Consider the following 14,910-nt stretch of genomic DNA (forward strand, 5'->3'; position numbering starts at 1 on the left):
TGGGCTCTCAAGCGTGAGGTAAGGGCAATTCGTGGATGCCTTGGCATGTACAGGCGATGAAGGACGTGGCACGCTGCGATAAGCGTCGGTGAGGTGTGAGCAACCTTTGACCCGACGATTTCCGAATGGGGAAACCCACCTATCCGTTTAATCCAAGAAGAGCGGTACGCGACGATGCGCAAGCATGGTGGCGGACGGCTCGGCTCGGGTTAGGCGGTTCAGGTATCTTGAGACTGAATACATAGGTTTCGAGAAGCGAACCCGGTGAACTGAAACATCTCAGTAGCCGGAGGAAAAGACATCAACCGAGATTCCGTTAGTAGTGGCGAGCGAACGCGGACCAGGCCAGTGCTTCATTTTCAACTAGCAGAACGAACTGGAAAGTTCGGCCATAGCGGGTGACAGCCCCGTATGCGAAAGTGATGAATGAAGACTCGAGTAGGGCGGGACACGTGTAATCCTGTCTGAACATGGGGGGACCACCCTCCAAGCCTAAATACTCGTACATGACCGATAGCGAACTAGTACCGTGAGGGAAAGGTGAAAAGCACCCCGATGAGGGGAGTGAAACAGTACCTGAAACGGATTGCCTACAAGCAGTGGGAGCCTCTTTATGGGGTGACCGCGTACCTCTTGCATAATGGGTCTGTGACTTAATGTACCAAGCAAGCTTAAGCCGATAGGTGTAGGCGCAGCGAAAGCGAGTCTGAATAGGGCGACCATAGTTTGGTGTATTAGACCCGAAACCCGGCGATCTAGGCATGACCAGGATGAAGGTGCGGTAACACGCACTGGAGGTCCGAACCGATTAACGTTGAAAAGTTACCGGATGAGTTGTGTTTAGGGGTGAAAGGCCAATCAAGCCGGGAAATAGCTGGTTCTCCGCGAAAACTATTGAGGTAGTGCCTCGAGCGAATACCATGGGGGGTAGAGCACTGGATGGATGCGGGGGTCGCGAGATCTACCAACTCTAACCAAACTCCGAATACCCATGAGTACTACTCGGGAGACAGACGGCGGGTGCTAAGGTCCGTCGTCAAAAGGGAAACAGCCCTGACCTACAGCTAAGGTCCCCAAGTCACGTCTAAGTGGGAAAGCATGTGGAAATCCCAAAACAACCAGGAGGTTGGCTTAGAAGCAGCCATCCTTTAAAGAAAGCGTAACAGCTCACTGGTCTAAACAAGGGTTTCTGCGGCGAAGATGTAACGGGGCTCAAGACGTGCACCGAAGCTTAGGGTGTGGATTTATCCACGCGGTAGCGGAGCGTTCCGTAGGCCTGTGAAGCGATCTGGTAATGGGTCGTGGAGGTATCGGAAGTGCGAATGCAGACATGAGTAGCGATAAAGAGGGTGAGATGCCCTCTCGCCGAAAGACCAAGGGTTCCTGCGCAAGGCTAATCCGCGCAGGGTGAGCCGGCCCCTAAGACGAGCCCGAAGGGGGTAGTCGATGGGAATGCGGTTAATATTCCGCAGCCTGGTGGTGTGTGACGGATGGTGTGTGTTGTTCAGCCTTAACGGATTGGCTGGGCTTCGAAACTGTCCCGGGAAATAGCCCCACCGTATAGACCGTACCCGAAACCGACACAGGTGGTCAGGTAGAGTATACCAAGGCGCTTGAGAGAAGTGTCCTGAAGGAACTCGGCAAATTGCCTCCGTACCTTCGGAAGAAGGAGGCCCCATGTAAGCGCAAGCTCTCATGGGGGGCACAGGCCAGGGGGTAGCGACTGTTTAGCAAAAACACAGGGCTCTGCTAAGTCGGCTTCAAGACGACGTATAGGGCCTGACGCCTGCCCGGTGCCTGAAGGTTAAGTGGAGGAGTGCAAGCTCTGAAATGAAGCCCAGGTAAACGGCGGCCGTAACTATAACGGTCCTAAGGTAGCGAAATTCCTTGTCGGGTAAGTTCCGACCTGCACGAATGGCGTAACGACTTCCCCACTGTCTCCAGGACATGCTCAGCGAAATTGAATTCTCCGTGAAGATGCGGAGTACCCGCGGTTAGACGGAAAGACCCCGTGCACCTTTACTGCAGCTTCAGAGTGGCATTAGGAAGGAACTGTGTAGCATAGGTGGGAGGCTTTGAAGCATTGGCGCCAGCCGGTGTGGAGCCATAGGTGAAATACCACCCTGTTGTTTTCTGATGTCTAACCTCGATCCCTGAAGCGGGATCAGGGACCCTCTGTGGCGGGTAGTTTGACTGGGGCGGTCGCCTCCTAAAGAGTAACGGAGGCGCGCAATGGTGGGCTCAGGCCGGTTGGAAACCGGCTGTTAGAGTGCAATGGCATAAGCCCGCCTGACTGCGAGACTGACAAGTCGAGCAGAGACGAAAGTCGGTCATAGTGATCCGGTGGTCCCTCGTGGAAGGGCCATCGCTCAACGGATAAAAGGTACGCCGGGGATAACAGGCTGATAACCCCCAAGAGCTCATATCGACGGGGTTGTTTGGCACCTCGATGTCGGCTCATCACATCCTGGGGCTGGAGCAGGTCCCAAGGGTTTGGCTGTTCGCCAATTAAAGTGGTACGTGAGCTGGGTTCAGAACGTCGCGAGACAGTTTGGTCCCTATCTGCCGTGGGCGTCGAAATTTGAGAGGAGTTGACCCTAGTACGAGAGGACCGGGTTGAACGTACCTCTGGTGTACCTGTCGTCGTGCCAACGGCGCAGCAGGGTAGCTATGTACGGACGGGATAACCGCTGAAAGCATCTAAGCGGGAAGCCTCCCTCGAGATAAGATTTCTCAGAGCGGTCGAAGACCACGACCTTGATAGATCGGATGTGGAAGCGCGGTAACGCGTGAAGCTAACCGATACTAATCGCTCTATTCGCGCTTGATGAGCTCACACCCCCAATATCAGCGCTGCTGATACGGGCGTGGGATTGCATCACAGCCAGAAACACCAAAGTGCACGCATCGATTTTAACCCCCAAGCACCCCTCCCGCGCCACAGGCTTCATTGCCTGGTGACCATAGCGTTTGTGTCCCACCCGATCCCATCCCGAACTCGGCCGTGAAACCATTCTGCGCCAATGGTACTACTGCCTAAGCAGTGGAAGAGTAGGTCGTCGCCAGGCATTGTAGCCCGTGGCGCGAGAGATACCGTGCACATCAAGAACCCATTCACAAAACACCTCTCCCAAAAGAGAGGCACGCTGGTCCACACGCCAGCCACCGCGGGGTGGAGCAGCCCGGTAGCTCGTCAGGCTCATAACCTGAAGGTCACAGGTTCAAATCCTGTCCCCGCAACCATATCACTCGCCACAACATGCCGCCCCTCGGGGCGGCCTTGTCGTTTATGGCTGACCCCAGCTGTAGCCGGCCCCTTCCCATCACCTCCGCCTCAAAGCCAACCACCTCGACATTGCATGGTGTCGGCAAGCCGCTTGTCGTTGCGACCGGTCGTGGGCGGAAGATGACGTGATAGCGGGATGCGATGCCCACCTCCGGGGCATCGCATCCAGTAGAGATGGCTACCGAACCGCCGCTCGACCATTACGATCACCGGTTTGTCGGAGGTTCCTCGGGACGGATCGTCGCCTACCTTTATCGCGGTCGTGAGGACCGCGATCGAAGTCGCACGCCCATCAGGAAATGGGAACGCCGCCCGTCACCGCGACGACGTTGCCGGACATGTAGCTGCCCTCCGACGATGCGAGCAGCACATAGGTCGGTGCCAGCTCGCCCGGCTGACCGGCCCGCCCGATCGGCGTGTCCTGGCCGAGCGTCTCCAGTTCCTGCGGCGATTTGGCGATCGGCTGGATGGGCGTCCAGATCGGGCCCGGCGCCACCGCGTTCACGCGAATGCCGTCGCCCGCCAGGAGGTTGGACAGGCCCACCGTCAGGCTCGATATCGCGCCCTTGGTCGCCGCATAGACGATCATCGACTTGGCGGCGACCTTGGCCTGCTCGCTGGTCGTGTTGATGATCGCCGAGCCGGGCTTCATATGCGGCGCGGCCGCCTTGGCGAGGCGGATCATGGCGAAGACATTGGCGGCGAAGGCGCCCTGCATCTCGTCGTCGTCGATGCTCTCCAGCCCCTGGTTCATGGTCTGGGCGGCGGCATTGTTGACCAGGATATCCAGGCCGCCCAGTTCGGCCACAGTGCGTTCGACCAGATGCGCGCAGTGATCCCGGTCCCGAATGTCCCCCGGCAACAACAGGCAGCGTCGGCCTGCCTTCTCGACCCAAGCGCGGGTCTCCTCGGCATCGTCCTGTTCGTCGGCGAGGTAGGATATCGCGACGTCCGCGCCCTCACGGGCATAGGCGATCGCCACCGCCCGCCCGATGCCGGAATCCCCGCCGGTGATCAGCGCGACCCTGTGGTCGAGCAGCCCCTTGCCGACATAGCTGTCTTCGCCATGATCGGGCTTGGTCCGCATCGCGGTCGTCAGGCCGGGGCGTGGCTGTTGCGGCTCGTCGGGGAAACGGGTCGGGTGGCTTGTGCGGGGATCATCGGTCATGGCAATTCCTGCTGGTGGCGTGTCCGGGGAAACGACCCACACGGGCGAACGTGCCGGCGCAGGCGGAGCCGATGCGCGCTATTGACCGGCACGGCGTCTGACCGCACCGCAATGTCCTGCCGCTAGGGAGACGGACGGTGACGGCGCATATCTTGGTGATCGATCAGGGCACCACGTCGACGCGGAGCATCCTGTTCGACGACCAGGCCCGGCGCGTCGCCATGGCTCAGGTCGAACTGCCGCAACGCTATCCCGCCCCCGGCTGGGTCGAACATGATCCCGAGACGATCTGGCGCGACGTCCTGGCGACGGCGCGCCGGACCATGGACGAGAGCGGGATCCTGCCCGATGCGATCGGCATCACCAACCAGCGCGAGACGGTGTTGGTCTGGGACCGCGCGACCGGCATCCCCCTGTATCCGGCGATCGTCTGGCAGGATCGGCGCGGAGCCGATCGCTGCCGCGCGCTGACGGCGGAGGGGGCGGGTGATCTCGTCGGTGCGCGCACTGGCCTGCTGATCGATCCCTATTTCTCCGCGACCAAGATCGCCTGGCTGCTGGATCATGTCGCGGGCGCGCGGGCGCGGGCCGAGCGGGGGGAGCTGGCGTTCGGGACGATCGACAGCTTCCTGCTGTGGCGGCTGACCGGCGGGCGGGTCCATGCGACCGACGTCACCAATGCCAGCCGGACGATGCTGTTCGACATCCATCGCCAGTGCTGGGATGCGGACCTGTGCCGGCTGCTCCAGATTCCCATGGCGATGCTGCCGAGCGTCGAGGACAATGCACATGTCTTCGGCCATACGACCGCCGACCTGTTCGGCGCGGCGATCCCGATCGCGGGGATCGCCGGCGACCAGCAGGCGGCGCTGTTCGGCCAGGCCTGCTTCGCCGCCGGCATGGCCAAGTCGACCTATGGCACCGGCTGTTTCCTGCTGCTCCATACCGGCGACCGCGCGGTGCCGTCGCGGCACCGGCTGCTGACCACCCCGGCCTATCGGCTGGACGGCAAGATCGCCTATGCGCTGGAGGGATCGATCTTCGCGGCCGGGGCGGCGGTGAAGTGGCTGCGCGATGGCCTGGGCGTCATTACCCATGCCAGCCAGACCGATGATCTGGCGACGCGCGTCCCCGACAATCACGGCGTCTATATGGTGCCGGCGTTCGTCGGCCTCGGCGCGCCCTATTGGCAGCCCGAGGCGCGCGCCGCGATCCATGGCCTGACCTTCGACGCCCAGGCGGCGCATCTGGCCCGCGCGGCGCTGGAGTCGGTGGCCTATCAGACGATGGACCTGGTCGAGGCGATGGCGGCCGATGTCGGCGCGCCGCCGGCCGCCTTGCGGATTGATGGGGGGATGGCGGCGAACGACTGGCTGTGCCGCTTCCTGACCAACATGACCGGGCTGCCGGTGGAGCGGCCCGCCGATCTGGAAACCACCGCGCGGGGCGCGGCCTTCCATGCGGGGCTGGCGACCGGCATCTGGTCCGGCCTGGACGCGCTGCAACGGCTCTGGTCTTGCGACGCAGCCTTCGCGCCGACGATGACGCCGGCCGAACGGGCGCCGCTGGTGGCCGGGTGGCGCGACGCGGTGGCGCGGACATTGATGCCCGGGCCGGTGTCGGAGTCAGCGTGACGCGTCGGCCGTCAGGGCCGCTTCGATGCCAGTCATGACAGCGGGCGGGCCGGCGAGGATCGGCTCGGCCGCGGGGGCGACCGCCCAGCCCAGCGTCCGCGTCAGGCCGAAGCCGGCGAGCGACGGCCGCACCACGCCGGCCTGGCGATGGCCGCGCGGCATGACGGTGATGCCCAGGCCCGCCGCGACCATCTGCAACACCCGTTCGTCATTGGTCGAGCGGAGCGCGAAGGGCGGCCGTATCCCGCGCTCGGTGAAGTGGCGGCTGGTATCGGCCAGCGCCTCGCAATGGCGGCGCACGATCATCGTCTCGCCGGCCAGCCGTTCGGCGGCGATCGTGGTTTCCCCCGCCAGCCGGTGATCGGCGGGCAGGGCGAGCGCATAATCCTCGGTCGCGATCGCGCGTTCGAGGAAGCGGTTGCTGCCCCGCTCCACCAGGGTCAGCGCCACGTCGATCCGCCCCTTCGCCAGATGGCCGGCGAGTTCGCGTTCGGTGCCGAACACCAGTTCGAAGCGATGCGTCTCGCCCGGCCGCGTGGCCGCGATGGCGGTGGCGATCCGGTCGCTGGCGATGCTGGCCAGCACGCCGAGGCGGAAGGACGGGCGCTCGCCGGGGGTGCCGACCGCCTGGATCGCGGCGTTGAACTCGCGCTCGATGCGCCGGGCATGGACCAGGAAGCGGGTGCCCGCCTCGGTCAGCTCGACCCGCTGGTTGGAACGGACGAACAGCGGCTGGCCCAGTTCGCGCTCCAGCTTGGCGATGCCGATCGACAGGGTCGGCTGCGACACGTTGCAGGCCGCCGCCGCGCGGGAGAAATTGCCCTGCTCGACCACGGCGATGACATAGCGGAGCAGATAGCGGTCGAGCATCGTGCATAGATAGGATCAATGCACTCCTGCCGCGACTTTCAATTTTCGCGGTCGCACCCGGCGGGGTACAAGCGGCGCAATAGGAGAGACCCATGACCCAGTTCGATTTCGCGCTCGGCGAGACCGCCGACATGATCCGCGACAGCACCGTGCGGTTCGCCGCCGAGCGGATCGCGCCGCTCGCCGCCGAGATCGATGCCAAGGACTGGTTCCCGCGCGAGCTGTGGCCGGAGATGGGCGCGCTGGGCCTGCACGGCATCACCGTGGGCGAGGAGGATGGCGGCCTGGGCCTGGGTTATCTGGAACATGTCATCGCGCAGGAGGAGGTGGCGCGCGCCTCCGCGTCGATCGGCCTCAGCTATGGCGCGCATTCCAATCTGTGCGTCAACCAGATCCGCCGCTGGGCCAGCCCCGAGCAGAAGGCGCGCTACCTGCCCAAGCTGATCTCCGGTGAGCATGTCGGCAGCCTGGCGATGTCGGAGGCGGGTGCGGGCTCCGACGTGGTGTCGATGAAGCTGCGCGCCGAGAAGAAGGGCGACCGCTACATCCTGAACGGCACCAAGTTCTGGATCACCAACGCGCCCTATGCCGACACGCTGGTCGTCTATGCGAAGACGGGCGAGGGGTCGAAGGGCATCACCACCTTCCTGATCGAGAAGGATTTCGCCGGCTTCTTGATCGGGCAGAAGATCGACAAGGTCGGGATGCGCGGCTCGCCGACCTCCGAGCTGGTGTTCCAGGACTGCCAAGTGCCGGAGGAGAATGTGATGGGGCCACTGAACGGCGGCGTCGGCGTGCTGATGTCGGGGCTCGATTATGAGCGCACCGTGCTGGCGGGCATCCAACTCGGCATCATGCAGGCGTGCCTCGACGTGGTGGTGCCCTATGTCCGTGAGCGGCAGCAGTTCGGCAAGCCGATCGGCGCGTTCCAGCTGATCCAGGCCAAGGTGGCGGACATGTATGTCGCGCTCAATTCGGCGCGCGCCTATGTCTATGCGGTGGCGAAGGCGTGCGATGCGGGGCGGACGACGCGGTTCGATGCGGCGGGCGGGATCCTGCTGGCGTCGGAGAATGCCGTGCGCGTGGCGCTGGAGGCGGTGCAGGCGCTGGGTGGCGCGGGCTATACGCGCGACTGGCCGGTCGAGCGGTTCATGCGGGACGCCAAGCTGCTCGACATCGGCGCGGGCACCAACGAGATCCGCCGGATGCTGATCGGCCGGGAGCTGATCGGCGCATGAGCGGGCCGGTGCTGGACAGCAAGCTGTCGCCGCAGGACGCCGGCTTCCGCGCCAATGCCGCGCACAACCGCGCGCTGGTCGAGGCGTTGCGCGCAAGGGTCGCGACCGCGGCGGCGGGCGGGCCGGAGGCGGCGCGCGCCAAGCATGTCGCCCGCGGCAAGCTGCTGCCCCGCGACCGGGTGGAGCGGCTGCTCGATCCGGGCAGTCCGTTCCTGGAGATCGGGCAGCTGGCGGCGAACGGCCTGTATGACGATGCGGTGCCGGGCGCGGGGATGATCGCGGGCGTCGGCCGCGTGTCGGGTAAGCAGGTGATGATCGCCTGCAACGACGCGACGGTGAAGGGCGGCACCTATTATCCGCTGACCGTCAAGAAGCATCTCCGTGCGCAGGAGATCGCGCAGGAGAACCGGCTGCCCTGCCTCTACTTGGTCGACAGCGGCGGTGCGAACCTGCCCAACCAGGCGGAGGTGTTCCCCGATCGCGAGCATTTCGGGCGCATCTTCTACAACCAGGCCAATATGAGCGCGCTCGGCATCCCACAGATCGCCTGCGTGATGGGAAGCTGCACGGCGGGCGGCGCCTATGTGCCCGCCATGTCCGACGAGACGGTGATCGTGCGCAACCAGGGCACGATCTTCCTGGCCGGCCCGCCGCTGGTGCAGGCGGCGACCGGCGAGGTGATCAGCGCCGAGGATCTGGGCGGCGGCGACCTGCACGGCCGGCGCTCGGGCGTGGTCGATCATGTCGCGGAGGATGACGATCACGCCCTGTCGATCGTGCGCGACATCGTCGCGACGCTGCCGCCGCAGACCGAGGCGTCGCTGAACCGGCAGGAGCCCGAACCGCCCCGATACGACCCGGCCGAGCTTTATGGCATCGTGCCACAGGACGTGCGCGCGCCCTATGACGTGCGCGAGGTGATCGCCCGGATCGTCGACGGATCGGCCTTTCACGAGTTCAAGGCGCTGTACGGCACCACCCTGGTCTGCGGCTTTGCCCATATCTGGGGAATGCCGGTCGCGATCCTGGCGAATAACGGCGTGCTGTTCAGCGAGAGCGCGCTGAAGGGGGCGCATTTCATCGAACTCGCCTGCCAGCGCCGGATTCCGCTGCTGTTCCTCCAGAACATCTCCGGCTTCATGGTCGGCGGCAAATATGAGGCGGAGGGGATCGCCAAGAACGGCGCGAAGCTGGTCACGGCGGTCGCCACCGCGCAGGTGCCCAAGGTCACGGTGCTGATCGGCGGCAGCTTCGGCGCCGGCAATTACGGCATGTGCGGGCGGGCCTATCAGCCGCGCTTCCTGTTCAGCTGGCCCAATGCGCGGATCAGCGTGATGGGCGGCGAACAGGCGGCCAGCGTGCTCGCCACCGTGCACCGCGACGCCGCCAGCTGGACGCCGGAGCAGGCCGAGGCGTTCAAGGCCCCGGTCCGCGCCAAATATGAGGAGGAGGGCAATCCCTATTACGCCACCGCCCGGTTGTGGGACGATGGCGTGATCGATCCGGCCCAGACCCGCGACGTGCTGGGCCTCGCCTTCGCCGCCGTGCTGAACGCGCCCGTGGCCGAGGCCGCGCGCTTCGGCCTGTTCCGGATGTGACGGCGATGGACCTGACCATCGACGGTGCGACCGTCATCGACGAGGCCGATTTTCACGCGCGCATCCGCGCCGCATCGGGCGTGGACTGGTATGGCGGCAGCCTGGACGCGCTGTTCGACCTGCTGGTGGCCGTCATCGAGCCGCCGATCGCCTTGCACTTGACCCATGCGGCCGCCGCGCGTCGCGCCGTGGGCGCACGGTTCGACCGCATCCTGACCGTGATCTTCGATGCCATCGCCGAGCGACCGGCCGGCGCGATCACGCTCATGCTGGAGTCCTGATCCGATGATGAAGAGTCTCCTGATCGCCAATCGCGGCGAGATCGCCTGCCGCATCATCCGTACCGCGCGGGCGATGGGCATCCGCACCGTCGCCGTCCATTCGGATGTCGATGCCGACGCGCTGCATGTCCGACTGGCCGATGCCGCCGTCGCGATCGGCGCGGCGCCGGTGCGCGAATCCTATCTGTGCGGCGACCGGATCATCGCCGCCGCGCTGGCGACCGGTGCGGAGGCGATCCATCCCGGCTACGGCTTCCTGTCCGAGAATGCCGCATTCGCGCAGGCCGTCATCGATGCCGGCCTGACCTGGGTCGGGCCCGATCCCCAGTCGATCACCGCCATGGGCCTGAAGGACGCGGCCAAGGCGCTGATGCAGGCGGCGGGCGTGCCGACCACACCCGGCTATCTCGGTGAGGACCAGTCGCCGGAGCGGCTGGCGGCGGAGGCCGAGGCGATCGGCTATCCCGTCCTGATCAAGGCGGTGGCCGGCGGCGGCGGCAAGGGGATGCGCAAGGTCGATGCGCCCGCCGACTTCACTGAGGCGCTAGCCTCGTGCCGGCGCGAGGCGGCGTCCAGCTTCGGCAACGACCAGGTGCTGCTGGAGAAATGGGTGACGAACCCGCGCCATATCGAGGTGCAGGTGTTCGGCGACCGGCACGGCCAGGTCGTCCATCTGTTCGAGCGCGACTGTTCGCTGCAACGCCGCCACCAGAAGGTGATCGAGGAAGCGCCAGCGCCCGGCATGGACGATGCGACCCGTGCCGCGATCTGCGACGCGGCGGTGCGCGCGGCCCGCGCGGTCGATTATGTCGGCGCGGGCACGATCGAGTTCATCGCCGATGCCTCCCAGGGCTTACGGGCCGATCGCATCTGGTTCATGGAGATGAACACGCGGCTTCAGGTCGAGCATCCGGTGACGGAGGCGATCACCGGGCAGGATCTGGTCGAATGGCAGTTGCGCGTCGCCTCGGGCGAACCGCTGCCCTGCACGCAGGACGCCTTGTCGATCACCGGCTGGGCGATGGAGGCGCGACTCTATGCCGAGGACCCGGCGCGCGGCTTCCTGCCGTCGATCGGGCGGCTCGACCGGTTCGACCTGGGCGATTCCTGGCGCACCGACACGGGCGTGGAGCGGGGCGCGACCATCTCGCCCTATTACGACCCGATGATCGCCAAGCTGATCGCCTGGGGCCCGGACCGCGATGCCGCGCGGCAGCGGCTGGCCGCGACGCTGGACGGCGCGGCGATCTGGCCGCTCAAGACCAATGCCGGCTTCCTGCTCAAGGCACTGAACCATTCCGCCTTCGTCGCGGCGGAGCTGGATACCGGGCTGATCGCGCGCGCGGGCGAGGCGCTGATCCCCGCCGCCGAACCCTCCGGGGCAACTCTGCGGACGGCGGCGACCGCGCTCGCCGCGCCGGGGCCGCTCGCCGGCTTCCGGCTCAACGCCACGCCCCGGCGCGAGGGGCGGTTCCTGCTCGACGGGGCGGCGGTGACGGTGCCGCTCGCCCCCACCCCGGATCATCGCCCGCACGGCGACGGGCTGATCGCCGAACAGGGCCAGGTCTGGCGGCTCCAGCCGTGGCGCGCGGTCGGTGGCGCTGGCGGCGAGGCGGCGGATGGTGCGATCCTGTCGCCGATGCCGGGCCGGATCATCGCGGTCGCGGTCGCGGCGGGTGACCGGGTGACCAAGGGCCAGAAGCTGCTGACCGTGGAGGCGATGAAGATGGAACATAGTCTGGTCGCGCCGTTCGACGGCGAGGTCGCGGAATTGCGGGCCGAGGAGGGCGGTCAGGTGACCGAGGGGCTGCTGCTCGCCCGCATCGCCCGCGCCGAGGAGGCGGCCTGATGGCGGGGCGGCCCTATGACGGCTGGACGGTCGGCGACCGGCTGGTCCACGACATCCGCCGCACCGTGACCGAGACGGACAATCTGCTCTTCTCGACCATGACGCACAATCCGCAGCCGCTGCACATCGATGCGGAGGCGGCGCGGGCCAGCGAGTTCGGGCAGATCCTGGTCAACGGCACCTTCACCTTTTCCCTGATGATCGGCCTGTCGGTCGGCGACACGACGCTGGGCACGCTGATCGCCAATCTGGGCTATGACAAGCTGGTCATGCCCAAGCCGGTGTTCCTGGGCGACACGCTGCGCGCCGAGACCGAGGTGGTCGCGCTCAAGCCCAGTCGCTCGCGACCGGGAGCGGGGATCGTGACCTTCGAGCATCGGATGCTGAACCAGCGCGACGAGATCGTCTGCCAATGTCTGCGCATGGCGTTGCTGAAGGGGAGCGGCGTGGCGCAAACGCTCGACCTCCCCATCGCTCGGCCATAGAAAGGTCAGACAAACAAACGGGTTGGCGCAGCTTGCCCCCGGAAAGGGAGAGCGATGCAACCGACCCGCCGCGAAACCATCGGTCTGGCCGCCGCGACCGGCCTCGCCGCCACGATCGGGAGCGAGGCGATGGCTGCCGCGCCGGCCCCCGATGCGCCGATGCTCTGGTATCGCCAGCCGGCCAAGGCCTGGACCGAGGCGCTGCCGGTCGGCAACGGCGTGCTGGGCGCGATGGTGTTCGGCGGCACGGCGCGGGAACGGCTGCAACTGAACGAGGGCACGCTCTGGGCCGGCGGCCCCTATGATCCGGTCAACCCGGCCGCGCTCGGGGCCTTGCCCCAGGTCCGCAAGCTGGTGTTCGCGGATCGGATCAAGGAGGCGCAGGCGCTGGTCGACCGGTCGCTGCTCGGCACGCCGCCCAAGCAGATGCCCTATCAGGCACTGGGCGACCTGACGCTCGACTTCCCCGATCTGGGCGCGGCGTCCGCCTATCGGCGCGACCTCGATCTCGATGCCGCGATGGCGACGACGCGCTTCCACGCCGGGGCGGGCGAGCATCTCCGCCAGGTGATCGCCGCGCCCGGTGACCGGGTGATCGCGGTGCGGCTGACCGCGCCACGCGGGACGCTGTCGGTCGATGTCGGGCTCACCTCGCCACAGGCGGGCGCGACGACCGGGGCGGATGGCGCGGCCGGGCTGCTGCTGACCGGCCGCAACGGTGCGTCGCAGGGCGTGGCCGGCGCGCTGACCTTCGCCGCGCGGCTGCTGGCGGTGAACGAGGGCGGCCAGGTCCGCGTCGCGCCTGATGGCCGCCTGTCGATCCGCGATGCCGATGCGGTGACGCTGCTGGTCGCGATGGGCACCAGCTTCCGCCGCTTCGACGATGTGTCGGGCGATCCGCTGGCCGCGACCGCCGCCGCGATCGCCGCTGCGCGCGGCCGCTCCTTCGCCCGGATCGCCGCGGATGCCAGTGCCGCGCATCGTCGCCTGTTCCGCCGCGTGTCGATCGATCTCGGCCGCTCCGCCGCCGCCTCGCTGCCCACCGACGAACGCATCCGGGCCTCGCAGACGGCGGACGATCCGGCGCTGGCCGCGCTCTATTTTAACTATGGCCGCTACCTGCTGATCGCCTGTTCGCAGCCCGGCGGGCAGGCGGCGACGCTGCAAGGCCTGTGGAACGACAGCCTGACCCCGCCCTGGGAGTCGAAATACACGATCAACATCAACACCGAGATGAACTATTGGCCCGCGCAGTCGACCAACCTGGCCGAATGCGTCGAGCCGCTGGTCCGCCTGGTCCGCGAACTGGCGATCACCGGCGAACGCACGGCGCGGACCATGTACGGCGCGCGCGGCTGGGTGGCGCATCACAATACCGACATCTGGCGCGCGACCGCGCCGATCGACGGCGCGCCCTGGGGCATGTGGCCGACCGGCGGCGCGTGGCTCTGCACCCATTTATGGGAGCATTACGACTATACCCGCGACCAGGCCTTCCTGGCATCGGTCTATCCGCTGATGGCGGGATCGGCGCGCTTCTTCCTCGACACGCTCCAGGCCGATCCGCGCACCGGCGCGCTGGTCACCAATCCCTCGCTCAGCCCGGAGAACGAGCATGGCCATGGCGGCGCGCTTTGCGCCGGGCCGACCATGGACATGGCGATCCTGCGCGACCTGTTCGACCAGACGGCGGCGGCGGCGACGCTGCTCAGCCGCGATGCCGGTCTGGTCGCGGAAATGCGCGCCGCCCGCGCGCGCCTCGCGCCGTACAAGGTCGGGCGGCAGGGGCAGTTGCAGGAATGGCAGGCCGACTGGGATGCTGATGCGCCGGAGCAGAACCACCGCCACGTCTCGCATCTCTACGGCCTGCACCCCTCGCACCAGATCACGCCCGCGACCACGCCCGAACTGGCGGCGGCGGCGCGGCGCAGCCTGGAGATTCGCGGCGACCGCGCCACCGGCTGGGCGACCGCGTGGCGGATCAACCTGTGGGCGCGGCTGCGCGAGGGGGATCATGCGCACGACATCCTGCGCTTCCTGCTGGGGGCGGAGCGGACCTATCCCAACATGTTCGACGCGCATCCGCCCTTCCAGATCGACGGCAATTTCGGCGGTACGGCGGCGATCGTGGAGATGCTGATGCAGAGCCGGGGCGACACGATCGACCTGCTCCCCGCGCTGCCGCGCGCCTGGCCCAGCGGCCATGTCACCGGCCTGCGGGCGCGGGGGGCGTGCGAGGTCGATCTCGCCTGGCGGGCTGGCCGGCTGGAGCAGGTGACATTGCGTCCGACAGTGGCGGGCCGGCGTGTGCTGACTGCTAACGGCCGACAAGTGATGATCGCGTTTCGGCCAGATGAGCAACGGACATTGACGAATAACGACTTTTTTAAGAAGTATTTACAAGATAATACATGAAGTATGAATGCTTTTCATGGTGTCGCATTTGCAATTTTGAGCTCGTATGTCGACGAGCAATAAAATACAATGACGTACGGCGGTAC

At 66.2% G+C, this 14,910-nt stretch carries 9 protein-coding genes, 1 tRNA gene and 2 rRNA genes; 10 read left to right on the forward strand and 2 right to left on the reverse strand.

The features are described from left to right. The first annotated feature begins 8 nt into the window (after positions 1-8). From QE452_RS00020 to QE452_RS00030, 3 genes are all read left to right on the forward strand, one after another. Positions 9-2,829: ribosomal RNA gene (locus tag QE452_RS00020) — 23S ribosomal RNA — on the forward strand. A 124-nt stretch (positions 2,830-2,953) separates the two neighbouring features. Next, positions 2,954-3,068 (forward strand): 5S ribosomal RNA (gene rrf / locus QE452_RS00025). Positions 3,069-3,166: 98 nt separating this feature from the next. Next, positions 3,167-3,243 (forward strand) — tRNA-Met (locus QE452_RS00030). 335 nt (positions 3,244-3,578) lie between these two features. On the opposite strand, the gene QE452_RS00035 is transcribed toward QE452_RS00030, so the two are convergent. Next, positions 3,579-4,454, reverse strand: a complete 876-nt coding sequence (locus QE452_RS00035) for an SDR family oxidoreductase (protein ID WP_309658145.1) — start codon at positions 4,452-4,454, stop codon at positions 3,579-3,581. Between the two features lie 137 nt (positions 4,455-4,591). Here QE452_RS00035 and glpK point away from each other — a divergent pair, with 137 nt between their 5' ends. Then, complete coding sequence (gene glpK, locus QE452_RS00040; protein WP_309658146.1) at positions 4,592-6,088, forward strand: glycerol kinase GlpK; 1,497 nt, start codon at positions 4,592-4,594, stop codon at positions 6,086-6,088. On the opposite strand, the gene QE452_RS00045 is transcribed toward glpK, so the two are convergent. After that, positions 6,080-6,958, reverse strand: coding sequence for a LysR family transcriptional regulator (locus QE452_RS00045; RefSeq protein WP_309658147.1), 879 nt, complete (start codon positions 6,956-6,958; stop codon positions 6,080-6,082). The two genes, glpK and QE452_RS00045, sit on opposite strands and share 9 nt — an antisense overlap. Positions 6,959-7,050: 92 nt before the next feature. On the opposite strand from QE452_RS00045, the gene QE452_RS00050 reads away from it, so the two are divergent. From QE452_RS00050 to QE452_RS00075, 6 genes are read left to right on the forward strand one after another with little or no spacing between them, the layout of a single operon-like run. Beyond that, the gene (locus tag QE452_RS00050) at positions 7,051-8,196 is read left to right on the forward strand and encodes an acyl-CoA dehydrogenase family protein (RefSeq protein WP_309658148.1); all 1,146 of its coding nucleotides are present in this window, start codon (positions 7,051-7,053) and stop codon (positions 8,194-8,196) included. Then, a complete protein-coding gene (locus QE452_RS00055) occupies positions 8,193-9,794 on the forward strand; it encodes a carboxyl transferase domain-containing protein (RefSeq protein ID WP_309658149.1) in 1,602 nt (533 codons plus the stop codon). Before QE452_RS00050 ends, QE452_RS00055 begins: the two co-directional genes overlap by 4 nt. A 5-nt stretch (positions 9,795-9,799) precedes the next feature. After that, the gene (locus QE452_RS00060) at positions 9,800-10,075 is read left to right on the forward strand and encodes a barstar family protein (protein ID WP_309658150.1); all 276 of its coding nucleotides are present in this window, start codon (positions 9,800-9,802) and stop codon (positions 10,073-10,075) included. A 4-nt stretch (positions 10,076-10,079) separates the two neighbouring features. Further along, positions 10,080-11,924: a biotin carboxylase N-terminal domain-containing protein gene (locus QE452_RS00065; protein WP_309658151.1), complete on the forward strand. Its 1,845-nt coding sequence runs from the start codon at positions 10,080-10,082 to the stop codon at positions 11,922-11,924. Then, positions 11,924-12,409 (forward strand): MaoC family dehydratase, encoded by a 486-nt coding sequence (locus QE452_RS00070; protein WP_309658152.1) that lies wholly within the window; start codon positions 11,924-11,926, stop codon positions 12,407-12,409. Before QE452_RS00065 ends, QE452_RS00070 begins: the two co-directional genes overlap by 1 nt. A 54-nt stretch (positions 12,410-12,463) precedes the next feature. After that, positions 12,464-14,824 (forward strand): glycoside hydrolase family 95 protein, encoded by a 2,361-nt coding sequence (locus tag QE452_RS00075; protein WP_309658153.1) that lies wholly within the window; start codon positions 12,464-12,466, stop codon positions 14,822-14,824. Positions 14,825-14,910: the final 86 nt, after the last annotated feature.

It is taken from the genome of Sphingomonas sp. SORGH_AS_0438 (assembly GCF_031453475.1).
Classification (GTDB): domain Bacteria; phylum Pseudomonadota; class Alphaproteobacteria; order Sphingomonadales; family Sphingomonadaceae; genus Sphingomonas.

Coding starts and splice junctions, on each gene's coding strand:
- QE452_RS00035 (WP_309658145.1), bottom strand. CDS start 4,454: ATGACCGATGATCCCCGCACAAGCCACCCGACCCGTTTCCCCGACGAG.
- QE452_RS00045 (WP_309658147.1), bottom strand. CDS start 6,958: ATGCTCGACCGCTATCTGCTCCGCTATGTCATCGCCGTGGTCGAGCAG.
- QE452_RS00050 (WP_309658148.1), top strand. CDS start 7,051: ATGACCCAGTTCGATTTCGCGCTCGGCGAGACCGCCGACATGATCCGC.
- QE452_RS00055 (WP_309658149.1), top strand. CDS start 8,193: ATGAGCGGGCCGGTGCTGGACAGCAAGCTGTCGCCGCAGGACGCCGGC.
- QE452_RS00060 (WP_309658150.1), top strand. CDS start 9,800: ATGGACCTGACCATCGACGGTGCGACCGTCATCGACGAGGCCGATTTT.
- QE452_RS00065 (WP_309658151.1), top strand. CDS start 10,080: ATGATGAAGAGTCTCCTGATCGCCAATCGCGGCGAGATCGCCTGCCGC.
- QE452_RS00070 (WP_309658152.1), top strand. CDS start 11,924: ATGGCGGGGCGGCCCTATGACGGCTGGACGGTCGGCGACCGGCTGGTC.
- QE452_RS00075 (WP_309658153.1), top strand. CDS start 12,464: ATGCAACCGACCCGCCGCGAAACCATCGGTCTGGCCGCCGCGACCGGC.